Source organism: Rhizobium sp. RCC_161_2 (genome assembly GCF_041355235.1).
Taxonomy (GTDB): Bacteria; Pseudomonadota; Alphaproteobacteria; order Rhizobiales; family Rhizobiaceae; genus Rhizobium.
In genome coordinates, this window is record NZ_JBFUPL010000002.1 from 201778 (window position 1) to 212979 (window position 11202).

The 11202-nt window shown below is 60.9% G+C and carries 9 protein-coding genes and 1 riboswitch; of the genes, 3 read left to right on the forward strand and 6 right to left on the reverse strand.

Annotated elements, in window-relative coordinates; translation table 11 throughout:
* Window positions 1-65: 65 nt before the first annotated feature.
* From bmt to AB6803_RS05125, 5 genes are all read right to left on the reverse strand, one after another.
* Window positions 66-1079 carry a betaine--homocysteine S-methyltransferase gene (gene bmt / locus AB6803_RS05105; RefSeq protein ID WP_371107870.1) on the reverse strand — a complete coding sequence of 338 codons (1014 nt, stop codon included), beginning with the start codon at window positions 1077-1079 and terminating at the stop codon, window positions 66-68.
* A 152-nt stretch (window positions 1080-1231) separates the two neighbouring features.
* Entirely contained in the window at window positions 1232-2284 is a 1053-nt protein-coding gene (locus tag AB6803_RS05110; RefSeq protein WP_371107871.1) for a glycine betaine/L-proline ABC transporter ATP-binding protein, read from the reverse strand.
* On the reverse strand, window positions 2277-3188 hold the full coding sequence (locus tag AB6803_RS05115; protein WP_371107872.1) for an ABC transporter permease: 912 nt from the start codon (window positions 3186-3188) through the stop codon (window positions 2277-2279). The genes AB6803_RS05110 and AB6803_RS05115 overlap by 8 nt, the downstream gene beginning before the upstream one ends.
* Window positions 3189-3431: 243 nt before the next feature.
* Window positions 3432-4430: an ABC transporter substrate-binding protein gene (locus AB6803_RS05120; protein WP_371107873.1), complete on the reverse strand. Its 999-nt coding sequence runs from the start codon at window positions 4428-4430 to the stop codon at window positions 3432-3434.
* Between the two features lie 838 nt (window positions 4431-5268).
* Window positions 5269-5412 carry a hypothetical protein gene (locus tag AB6803_RS05125; RefSeq protein ID WP_371107874.1) on the reverse strand — a complete coding sequence of 48 codons (144 nt, stop codon included), beginning with the start codon at window positions 5410-5412 and terminating at the stop codon, window positions 5269-5271.
* Between the two features lie 236 nt (window positions 5413-5648).
* Between AB6803_RS05125 and AB6803_RS05130 the strand changes: the two genes are divergently transcribed.
* Window positions 5649-7103: a cobyric acid synthase gene (locus tag AB6803_RS05130; RefSeq protein WP_371107875.1), complete on the forward strand. Its 1455-nt coding sequence runs from the start codon at window positions 5649-5651 to the stop codon at window positions 7101-7103.
* On the opposite strand, the gene AB6803_RS05135 is transcribed toward AB6803_RS05130, so the two are convergent.
* Window positions 7100-8896, reverse strand: coding sequence for a chloride channel protein (locus tag AB6803_RS05135; RefSeq protein WP_371107876.1), 1797 nt, complete (start codon window positions 8894-8896; stop codon window positions 7100-7102). The genes AB6803_RS05130 and AB6803_RS05135 overlap by 4 nt on opposite strands.
* A 178-nt stretch (window positions 8897-9074) precedes the next feature.
* Window positions 9075-9478: riboswitch (cobalamin riboswitch) on the forward strand.
* 140 nt (window positions 9479-9618) lie between these two features.
* Between AB6803_RS05135 and cobU the strand changes: the two genes are divergently transcribed.
* Together cobU and cobW are read left to right on the forward strand one after the other, a co-directional pair.
* Window positions 9619-10143: a bifunctional adenosylcobinamide kinase/adenosylcobinamide-phosphate guanylyltransferase gene (cobU, locus tag AB6803_RS05140; RefSeq protein WP_371107877.1), complete on the forward strand. Its 525-nt coding sequence runs from the start codon at window positions 9619-9621 to the stop codon at window positions 10141-10143.
* Between the two features lie 5 nt (window positions 10144-10148).
* The gene (gene cobW / locus AB6803_RS05145; protein ID WP_371107878.1) at window positions 10149-11198 is read left to right on the forward strand and encodes a cobalamin biosynthesis protein CobW; all 1050 of its coding nucleotides are present in this window, start codon (window positions 10149-10151) and stop codon (window positions 11196-11198) included.
* The last annotated feature ends 4 nt before the right edge of the window (window positions 11199-11202 follow it).

The window sequence follows — 11202 nt, forward strand, 5'->3', positions numbered from 1 at the left end:
GAAAGACAGGCTCAAGTTAAAGCCGGCCGACATGATTTTGCGGCCGGCTTTGATATTGGCGATGCTTAGCCGCGGCGGCGCCGCTCCCTTGCCGGTGCGGCTCCGCCTTCATTGGCAGTCTTGTTGCGCAGCGGGCCGATGCGCTCGATGATGGTTTCCAGCGTTGGGCGTGGGCCGGGCGTGTAATTGTCGAGCGCCTCGCGCATGGCGGCGAGGTGGTTGCAGGACGTGCCGCAGCACCCGCCGATGATCTTGGCGCCGGCGTCGCGGGCAAGGCGCGCATAGTCGGCCATCAGCGGCGGCGTGCCGGAATAATAGATCTCGGCACCACGATATTCGGGAATGCCGCAATTGCCCTTGACGATCACGGTTGCGGTCGGGTCGGCCTCGGTCATATCGAGCAGGCTCGAGAGAATATCCGATGCGCCGACGCCGCAATTGGCGCCGGTGGCGAGCGGACCTTCGCCGACGTCCTTGGCAACGCCTTGGAGATCCTTTGGATGTAGGCCCATCATCGTCTTGCCGGCGGTGTCGAAAGAGCCGGTATAGGTGTAGGGCAGGCCGACCTTGACGGCAGCCTCGGCCGCGGCGCGGATTTCTTCCGGCGAGGACATGGTCTCGATCCAGGCGACATCAACGCCGCCGGCCTTCAGGCCTTCGATCTGTTCGGCAAAGGCGGCAACGGCATCCTCATAGGTCAGCGCGCCGAGCGGCACCAGCAACTCGCCGGTGGGGCCGACGGAGCCGGCGACGATGACCTTGCGGCCGGCCTTGTCGGCGACAGCGCGGGCGATTTCCGCCGCCGTCTTGTTCAGGCTGTGAACGCGATCCTGCGCATGGTGGAGCTTCAAGCGGTGGCGCGTGCCGCCGAACGTGTTGGTGAGGATGATATCGGCACCGGCATCGACGAAATCCTGATGCAGCTTGGTGATGCGCTCTGGATGCTGTTCGTTCCAGATTTCCGGCGCTTCACCGGCCTCCAGCCCCATGGCGAAGAGATTGGTGCCCGTCGCACCATCGGCAAGCAGCACGCCCTTTTCGGCGAGAAGATCGGTCAAGGGATTGGCTGTGACGGTCATGGGGTCTCCTCGGGTGTTCTGAATTGAAATGTAGATATAAACATTTCTTTATGTGATCGCAATGTCGGGATGAAGGCGGAGTTTGCTCGATGATCCGATGTCGAAGAAAAGCGCCCGGGTAGGGCGCTTTCCACTTGCGACGGTGATCGATTTCAGGCTGCTGCCATTCTCGTCGTTTCATGCGTCGTCGGTGTCACCATGGCGGTGATGATGCCTTGCAGGTCGATCGTGCCGATCGGCCGGCCGGCGGCATCGGTGACGACGGCCGAGTTCTGCGCGTTGTCGGTCATCTGTTTGGCTGCCATTTCGAGCGTCATGTCGCCGGGCACGCGCGGGCCGTGGGCTTCGCCGGCAATCGGCTTCATGATCGTCTGGGTCTGGATCACACGGCCGCGATTCACCTCCTTGACGAAAGCAGTGATGTAGTCGTCGGCGGGTCTGAGCACGATCTCCTGGCCGCTGCCCTGTTGCACGACCTTGCCGTCGCGCAGGATGGCGATCTTGTCGCCAAGGCGCAACGCCTCGTCGAGATCGTGGGTGATGAAGACCACGGTCTTCTTCAATTCCTTCTGCAGGTCGAGGAGCACGCTCTGCATGTCGACGCGGATCAGCGGGTCGAGCGCGGAGTAGGCTTCGTCCATCAGCAGGATGTCGGCGTCATTGGTCAGCGCCCGGGCAAGGCCGACGCGCTGCTGCATGCCGCCGGAAAGCTGGTTCGGATAGTGGTTTTCGAAGCCTTTAAGGCCGACGCGCTCGATCCAGTATTGGCCCTTCTTCTCACTCTCGGATCGTGCAACGCCCTGGATATCCAGGCCGTAGATGGTGTTTTCGATCACCGTGCGGTGGGGCAGCAGGGCGAATTTCTGGAACACCATCGCCGTCTTGTGGCGGCGGAACTCGCGCAGGGCATTTTCACCCATTTTGCAGACATCGACGCCGTCATAGAGCACTTCGCCGGCCGTCGGCTCGATCAGCCGGTTGATGTGGCGGATCAGTGTCGATTTGCCGGAGCCGGAGAGGCCCATGACGACGGTGATGGCGCCGGCCGGCATGTCGATGTTGATATCCTGCAGGCCGAGGACATGGCCGTGCGTTTCGTTGAGTTCGGCCTTGCCGAGGCCGTTCTTCACCGCATCCACATAGTCGCGCCCGCGCGGGCCGAAGATCTTGTAGAGGTTCTTGATCTGGATCGCGTGACTAGCCATGAATGACCTCCGAGTGCTTCTGGAGCCGCCTGCCATAGGCCTGGCTCGTCCGGTCGAAAATGATGGCGATGGCGACCAGGGCGAAGCCGTTGAGGAAGCCGACGGTGAAGAACTGGTTGTTGATGGCCTGCAGCGTATTTTTGCCGAGCCCGCCGACGCCGACCATCGATGCGACGACGACCATGGCGAGCGACATCATGATTGTCTGGTTGATGCCGGCCATGATGGTGGGCAATGCCAGCGGGATCTGCACGTTGAATAGTTTCTGCCGGTGCGACGAGCCGAAGGCGTCTGCTGCTTCCAGCACTTCCTTGTCGACCAGGCGGATGCCGAGATTGGTCAGACGGATCATCGGTGGGACGGCGTAGATGACGACGGCGATCAGGCCCGGCACCTTGCCGATACCGAAAATCACGACGACGGGAATAAGATAGACGAAGCTCGGCATCGTTTGCATCACGTCGAGGGTCGGGTTGATGATCGATTGCAGCCGGTCGGAGCGAGCCATCAATATGCCGATCGGCAGGCCGATGATGATGGCGATCAGGGTGCAGACGGTCACCATGGCGAGCGTCACCATCGTGTCGCCCCAAAGGCCGCAAACGCCGATCAGTATCATGGAAATTGCGGTGCCGGCGACGATCTTGAGATTGCGGCTGGCGGCATAGACGACGCCCATCATGACGATCAGGATGATGAACCAGGGTGTAGTGGTGAAAAGCCATTCCAGATAGTTCAGAAACCATTGCAGCGGTTGTACCACCGCGTCGATGACGTTGCCGTAGGCGCGCACCATTCCCCTGAAACCGTCATCGATATTCTTGCGCGCGAGGCGGATAAGCGTGTCGTCTATTGCCGGGAAATTACAGAGAACATCCGGCAGGAAACTACATTGGATAGCCATGAACTTCCCCTTTTTGTCCGGTTTTGCCCAGCCAATGCATGTGGCCTTCACGCATGAATGGTATGCAGCACTGCGACCGGTTCTTCAGGCTGCCTCTTTCCTTTTTACAATATTCGCAGGCGTTATTCTGCACTTGTTGCGACCTGAAGCCGCGTCGGTCTGTCGGTATGAGCGTTAGGCAGCGGCTGCGAATGCGGAATCGGCGGCCGGCGAAGCGCCAGCCGCCAGTTCCGGCATCTCATATCAAAGCGAAGCCTTGACCTTGGTGGCGACCTCGGGGGCAACCCACTTGGTCCACATGTCGGGATAGGTCTTCAGGAAATATTTCGCACCATCTTCGTTGGTGCCCTGATTGTCCGTCATCCAGGCCAGAACCTTGCCAACCGTGCCGTTGTCCCATTTGCGGGTCTTGACGTAGTCCATGGCAATGCCTGCCTTGGAGGCGAAGGCCTTCGTTACGACCGTATAGACGTCGGAGACCGGATAGGAATTGACCTTCGGATTGGCGCAGTCCTGGATTGCCGTGCAGGCGTCCCATTCCTTCTTGTCGTGCGGCACACCGAAGCTCAGGCGCACCATTTCGTATTTGCCGAGGATGGCGGTCGGTGCCCAGTAATAGCCGAGCCAGCCGGACTTCTTTTCGAAGGCGTTGGCGATCGAGCCGTCGAGGCCGGCAGCGGAGCCGGTATCGACGAGGGTGAAGCCGAGTTTCTCTGCGCCAAGCGCCTTATAAAGATTGGCCGTGGAGATCTGGCAGTTCCAGCCCGACGGGCAATTGTAGATGGCGGCCTTGGATTTGTCTTCCGGGGCAGGGAAGAGCTCGGGGTGCTTCAGCGCGTCCTCGACAGTCTTGATATCAGGATGCGCGTCGGCGAGGAACTTCGGAATCCACCAGCCTTCGACGCCGCCATCGCTGAGAAGCGGTGCTGCCTCGATCAGGCGGCCTTCGGAAACGGCCTTGTCGAGCGCGGTGCGCACGGCATTGACCCAGAGTTCGGGCGCGATGTCAGGCTCGCCCTTCTCGTTCATGGAGGTGAAGGTCGGCTGCGTGTCGCCGGTCACCAGCGTCACATTACAGCCGTAGCCGTTCTCCAGGATAATCTTGTCGACCTGCGCGGCAACGCCGGCGGACGCCCAGTTCATTTCGGCGATCGAAACGTCGCCGCATTCCGCAGCCTGTGCCGAGCCAGCCAAAGCATAGGCACCGAATGCGAAGATGGCGGAAGCGATAAGCTTCTTCATTGGATAATGTCTCCCAGTTTCCCGTTAAGTTACGGAAATCGGCGTCAGGCGGACCTGATGCCTGCCGATCCCCCGTCAGCGTGGTCGAACCACACCGTTCACCCGCCGCTGACGACGTCTGCCCGGTCCCCTATGCTGCTGTCGTGCGTTTGCTTTTATGCGGCCGCGGAACTCTGTCGCAGCCGTGCATTTTTCACATCGACGTGATGCAGCCTAATGATTTAAGGGGGGAAATCAACCTGCCGCCGGTCCGTCCAGCTTATCGCGACTTATCGGGAAGCTTATATAAGCGCTTGAATTGGCCTATTTTCCGCTGTTCGTGGCTGTAAAATGGGCATTGAGAGCCGGAGGCGGTGTCCCGGATCCGGTAGAGATAAAGGATCTCTAAAATATCGCGTCCGACAGAGACTTTTTATATTCCATTCGCGGCGTTTTTGACGTCTTGAAGCAATCCGCAAAATTTTCCAAAAATTTTGCGGATTCATCCTTATTTAAGCACTTAATAACCCTCCGGTAACGATGTCAGGCTATCAATCGAGATGTGGCGGGGGACACCGCCCATCTCCGGATCAGGTAGTGCGTCCCGGAGATAGCGAGCCTTGCAGTGTAATATGCAAGCGAGCCGGCGTTTTTTGGCAAACCGCGTCGATCTCCGGATCGCGCGGTTTTCGCGTTTCAGGCCTCGGCCTCACTCTCGCCGTCAGAATCGATATAGCATCTGATCTTAGCGTATGAGCGGTCGTTCTGTTCGCTCGCTGACGGGCGGGGCGATAAGCAAAGCCGCCTATGCGGTGGCATGGCGGCTTGTTGTGCGGCGGGCTGGTGGCTTGACGGCCAATCAGCCGACGCTGTAGGTGCGGATGAAACCGATGGGGCCGGAGCGGGTGTCGAGCTGCTGCAGCCGATTGTCGGGGCGGGGCGCCGGCAGCTTGGAGTTCCAGGCGATCTGGATGGAGTTCTTGTTGTTGAAGATGAAGAGCATCGGGGTATCCTCCGGGCCGGATGGGCCGGCTTTTGTTGTATGATTTGGCGGTGGAGATAATCCTCTTCCACAGAGTGAGCAATGGATGAAATCGTCATCCGATGTCGCAAATAGAGTAAACTGTAAAGTCGTGCATTCATGGCCCGGACGGCAGGTTTTCGGCCATTGATGATGGCGGCGAAATCAAGGCGGAATCCCGGCATTCCAGTGGTAGTGACTGATCGGAGCGATAACGGATGACAAAGGCGATCATGTTGCAGGGGACCGGTTCCGATGTCGGAAAAACGGTATTGGTTGCCGGGCTCTGCCGTCTGTTCGCCAATCGGGGAGTCCGGGTCCGTCCGTTCAAGCCGCAAAACATGTCCAACAATGCCGCCGTCGCCGAAGATGGTGGGGAGATTGGCCGGGCGCAATGGCTGCAATCGCTGGCCGCGCGCGTGCCGTCGTCGATACATATGAACCCTGTGCTCCTGAAGCCGCAATCGGAGACCGGCAGCCAGATCATCGTGCAGGGCAAGGTCTGGGGACATGCCAAGGGCAAGGATTATCAGGCGCTGAAGCCGCAACTGCTCGGTGCCGTGCTGGAAAGCTTCGCGACCATGCGCGCCGGAACCGATCTGGTGATCGTCGAGGGTGCCGGTTCGCCCGCCGAGATCAATCTCAGGCAGGGCGACATTGCCAATATGGGCTTTGCCATCCGCGCCAACGTGCCTGTGGTGCTGGTCGGCGACATTGATCGCGGCGGCGTCATCGCCTCGCTGGTCGGCACCTATCATATCCTGCCGGAGGAAGACCGGCGGATGATCCGCGGCTATATCATCAACAAGTTTCGCGGCGATGTCTCGCTGTTCGGCGCGGGGATCGAAGCCATCGGCAGCTTCACCGGCTGGCCCTGCCACGGCATCGTGCCCTGGCTGAAAGCGGCAGGCCGGCTGCCACCCGAGGATTCCGTCGTGCTGGAGCGGCTGGCGCGCGGCTCCGACGGCGCGCTGAAGATCGCCGTTCCCGTTCTGCCGCGCATTGCCAATTTCGATGATTTCGATCCGTTGCGCGCCGAACCCGATGTCGATCTGATTTTTGTTCGCGCCGGTGAGCGGCTGCCTGCGGATGCGGCGCTCGTGATCCTGCCGGGTTCGAAATCGACTATCGGCGATCTCATGGACCTGCGGGCGCAAGGATGGGACCGGGATATCGCCGCCCATGTCCGGCGAGGCGGGCGCGTCATCGGCATTTGTGGCGGCTACCAGATGCTCGGCCACATGGTCCATGATCCGCTTGGCATCGAAGGGTCGGTCACGGAGACACCGGGGCTCGGCCTGCTCGATGTCGAGACCGAGATGGCGCCGGAAAAGACCGTGCGCAACAGCACGGCTCTCTCCACGGAATATGACACTCCGCTCTCCGGCTATGAAATCCATCTTGGCGTGACGCGCGGCAAGGATTGCGATCGGCCCTCGACCGTGATCGACGGTCGGCCGGATGGCGCACGCTCCGGCGACGGCCTGATCATGGGCACCTATCTGCACGGACTTTTCACCAGCGATGCCTATCGGGCAAAGTTGCTGGCAAGCTTCGGCCTGAGCGGCGAGCGGATGGATTACCGCGCCAGCGTCGAGACAGCGTTGGACGAGATTGCCACGGAACTGGAAGCGGTGCTTGATCCGGCCTGGCTCGACAGTCTCGCGGGTTAAAGCTCGCCGGAGACCTCGCGGCGGCGGCGGTCGAGTTCTTCGCTGTAGCGGCGCAAAGTATAGCTCTCTGTGAGCAGGCCGATCACCCGGCGCTCGATGAGGTCGTTGACCACCACCAAGGCTTCGCTTGCCGTCTGGTCGAACAGAGCGGCCGCCTGCTTGGCGTTCATCTGCGGCTGCAGGAAATCATTGCGGTGGCGGATGAAGTCGGCAAGGCCGTGGTGTTCGTCGTCCTTTTCGACCGGGCTCGCATAAATGTCCGGCACCAGCACCATGCCGGCATATTTTTCGTCCTTGTCGAGCAGAATGACGCGCTGGGCCGAGCCGATCGGAAAATCGTGCCGAAACTCCTCGATGCTCATGTCGACATTTGCCGTATGCACATCCGGGCGCATCATCCGCGCGACGGTGAGGTTGCGGATCCAGCCGACGTCATGGGCACTGCGGATGCTTTCGCCACGCAGATGGAAGCGCCAGGTGGCGAAGGAGTAGCCGAAAGTCGTGCGCACCACCAGCGACGAGGTGATGACGGCGGCCAGCACCAGCGCGGTGATCGGGAAATCGCCGGTGATTTCCAGCGCCAGGAAGGTCATGGTCAGCGGGCCGCCGATGATGGCGACCGCAAGCGAACTCATGCCGACGACGGCGTAGATGACCGGCGTCAGCGTGGTATGGTCGAAATAGGGCGCGCAATAGGCGAAGATCTTGCCGAGCAGCGCGCCCATGAACAGCGAGGCGAAGAACAGGCCGCCCCTGAAGCCGGAGCCGATCGAAACTGCCGAGGCAAGCGACTTCAGCAAAAGGAGGCTGGCAAGTCCCCATAGGGTGACTTCGCTGCCAAGGTTCAGATGCAGCGCGCCGTGGCCGGCGGAGAGAACCTGCGGCGAGATCAGCGCCAGAAGGCCGACGACCAAACCGCCGAGCGCCGGGCGGAAGGGCGGCGCGATCGAACTCTTGCGCGCCAGCTCCTCGACGAAAGCGACGCCCTGCATGATCAGGATGCCGACACCGGCGCAGAAACCGCCAAGCAGGATGGCCGGGATATAGTCGGCGGGGACCACGGCGCCGAACCGGCCGACATCGATGGCGAAATCATCGCCGGCAAGCATGCGGGCGATGAAGGTCGAGATCAGTGCCGAGACGACGACCGGGGTCAGTGTCAGGATGGAGTAGGTGCCGATGATCAGCTCGAAGGCGTAGAAGGCGCCGGTGAGCGGCGCATTGAAGGCGGCGGCGATGGCGCCGGCCGCACCGCAGCCAACCAGCATTCGAAGATCGGCGCGGCGGAACTGCATCTTGTAGCCGAATTTCGAGGCGATACCGGCCGCCAGCTGGGTATAGCCGGCCTCCAGTCCGACGGAGGCGCCGAAGCCATTGGAGATCAGGTTCTGCACGGCGACAAGGATGCTGTCGGTGAGCGACAGGCGGCCGCCGTGAAGCGCATTGGCTTCGATCGGGTCGATCATCGGCTTTTTGCGGGTGCGTGACATAATGAAGATCATCAGGCCGAGCAGGATGCCGCCGGCGATCGGGGCGATCAGCAGCAGCGACTTGTCGGTAATCTGCATGGCTGCCGAGCTCAGCCGGTCGTCGTCGGGGATGCCGTAGACGAGGCTGTGCAGCTTACGCGATATCAGGCTCATCGCCGTGACGGCGCAGCCGGAGGTGACGCCGACGAAAGCGCCGGCAATGACGAGCCCGAGCTCGCCACGGCGAAACAGCGCCCTCAGCCGGCTAGCGCTGAAAAAGGCGGAGAGAACACCAAGACGGCGTGGTTGAAATTTCTGCAACATGGGGAACTGACGATAGTTTCGTGCTCAGATGTATATACCTGGCTTCCATAAACTCCTAACATCAAAGAAATACGGCAAAAAGACTGCGTGACCAGAGGTTCCCGGGCTATTTTCGCTGTTGGAACAGCCGATGTCGCATCCGCCGCCTTGATTGACTTGCCAGGGCTGAAAGCCTAATCATTGCGGCATAACGAATGGTTCCCGAGCGGCGATCTGTCGCATGGGATGAAAAGGGAATGTGAAGGGGCGGACCCAACTCGGGCGTTCTCATCACAGCCGACCCCGCGACTGTAGAGCGGTCAGGGTTTTCCATCCGGTTTCGAGGGCATTTCGCTGACAGTCCGCAATGGTGTGGGCGAGTGGAAGCAGCTTCAGAGCCGGAAAAGCCACTGGCGTGGCATCATGATCAACCAGGGCTGGACGCCTCTAATATCTACGAATCGTCCGCTTTTTCATGATGACCTGCCGGGAAGGCGAGGAAGATCCGCTGGTGCATGAGCGGGGGCGACCGGTTTCGGTTCGCCTCCGCTTGCTGCGCCTTACCCGCGAGCCAGGAGACCTGCCATGCGTATCGGGCGCAAAGCCCATCCTGGGACGCATGTCTCGCTGCCAGCACGGAGGTTGTCATGGCGCCAAACGAGTTTTTCGCGCGCAAGCGCCCGCTTTTCGGTTTCAGCCGCACTGTGCTCACCCTCGTGCTCGTGTGGGAGCGGCAATAGCTCATGCCATCCTCACCATCCCGTGCGGTTTTCGTTCTCGGCGGCGCGCGCTCCGGCAAATCCCGATTCGCCGAATCCCTGATCTCCGATAGCGGTCTTGACCGTCATTATGTGGCAACCGGGCAGGCCTGGGACGAGGAGATGCGCGATCGTATCGCACAGCATCGGAACGATCGCGGCGATCTCTGGACGACGCATGAGGAGCCGCTCGATTTGACCGCCCGGCTGGCGTCGATCGACGGTGGTGGCCGCGCCGTTCTCGTCGATTGCCTGACGCTCTGGGTCACCAACCTGATGATGGCCGAGCGTAACATCGCGGCGGAATTTTCCGCTCTCACCGAATTTCTGCCGAAGGCCGGGTCGCGGCTCGTCCTCGTTTCCAACGAGGTCGGGCTCGGCATCGTGCCGGAAAACCGCATGGCGCGTGAGTTTCGCGACCATGCCGGCCGGCTGCACCAGATGATCGCGGCGGCAAGCGCCGAAGTCTATTTTATCGCGGCGGGACTGCCGCTGAAAATGAAGGGTTGATCCGCATGAGCCAAGAAAAGATTCCCGCCACCGTCATCACCGGCTTCCTTGGCGCCGGCAAGACGACGATGATCCGCAATCTGTTGCAGAACGCCGGCGGCAAGAAGATCGCCCTGATCATCAACGAATTCGGTGATCTCGGTGTCGATGGCGATGTGCTGAAAGGCTGCGGCGCAGAGAATTGCACCGAGGACGATATCATCGAGCTGACCAATGGCTGCATCTGCTGCACCGTCGCCGACGATTTCATCCCGACCATGACCAAGCTTCTGGAGCGGGACGTGCGCCCGGATCATATCGTCATCGAGACATCAGGCCTGGCGCTGCCGCAGCCGCTGGTCGCCGCCTTCAACTGGCCGGATATCCGCACCCAGGTCACCGTCGATGGCGTCATCACCGTGGTCGATAGCGCCGCTGTTGCCGCCGGTCGTTTCGCCGATGATCATGACGCCGTCGAGGCCCGTCGCGTCGAGGACGATTCGCTCGATCACGAAAGCCCGATTGAGGAACTGTTCGAGGATCAGCTCACCTGCGCCGACCTGATCGTTCTCAACAAGACCGATCTGATCGACGTCGCCGGCCTGGGCCGCGTCCGCGCCGAAGTCGCATCCCGCACCGTTCGCAAGCCAACGATCATCGAAGCGAAGAACGGGGACGTTCCGGCCGCCATCCTGCTCGGCCTCGGCATCGGCACGGAAGCCGACATCGCCAACCGCAAATCGCATCATGAGCTGGAGCATGAGGACGGCGCACCGCATGACCATGACGAATTCGACAGCTTCGTCGTCGAGCTCGGGCCGATCGCCGATCCCACCTTGTTCATCGAAAAGCTGAAGGGCGTGATTTCCGAACACGATGTCCTGCGCCTCAAGGGCTTTGTCGACGTTCCCGGCAAGCCGATGCGCCTGCAGATCCAGGCCGTCGGCAGCCGCATCGACCATTATTTCGACCGCGCATGGACGCCGGGCGAAGCGCGCGCGACGCGGCTGGTGGTGATCGGGCTGCATGGGATGGACGAAGGGATCGTGCGCAAGTCGATCGAGGCTTTGGTCTAAGGCA

What these genes read in the sequence shown, in the direction of transcription:
- bmt (WP_371107870.1), bottom strand. Translation starts at nt 1,079, where the DNA reads ATGACCGTCACAGCCAATCCCTTGACCGATCTTCTCGCCGAAAAGGGC.
- AB6803_RS05110 (WP_371107871.1), bottom strand. Translation starts at nt 2,284, where the DNA reads ATGGCTAGTCACGCGATCCAGATCAAGAACCTCTACAAGATCTTCGGC.
- AB6803_RS05115 (WP_371107872.1), bottom strand. Translation starts at nt 3,188, where the DNA reads ATGGCTATCCAATGTAGTTTCCTGCCGGATGTTCTCTGTAATTTCCCG.
- AB6803_RS05120 (WP_371107873.1), bottom strand. Translation starts at nt 4,430, where the DNA reads ATGAAGAAGCTTATCGCTTCCGCCATCTTCGCATTCGGTGCCTATGCT.
- AB6803_RS05125 (WP_371107874.1), bottom strand. Translation starts at nt 5,412, where the DNA reads ATGCTCTTCATCTTCAACAACAAGAACTCCATCCAGATCGCCTGGAAC.
- AB6803_RS05130 (WP_371107875.1), top strand. Translation starts at nt 5,649, where the DNA reads ATGACAAAGGCGATCATGTTGCAGGGGACCGGTTCCGATGTCGGAAAA.
- AB6803_RS05135 (WP_371107876.1), bottom strand. Translation starts at nt 8,896, where the DNA reads ATGTTGCAGAAATTTCAACCACGCCGTCTTGGTGTTCTCTCCGCCTTT.
- cobU (WP_371107877.1), top strand. Translation starts at nt 9,619, where the DNA reads ATGCCATCCTCACCATCCCGTGCGGTTTTCGTTCTCGGCGGCGCGCGC.
- cobW (WP_371107878.1), top strand. Translation starts at nt 10,149, where the DNA reads ATGAGCCAAGAAAAGATTCCCGCCACCGTCATCACCGGCTTCCTTGGC.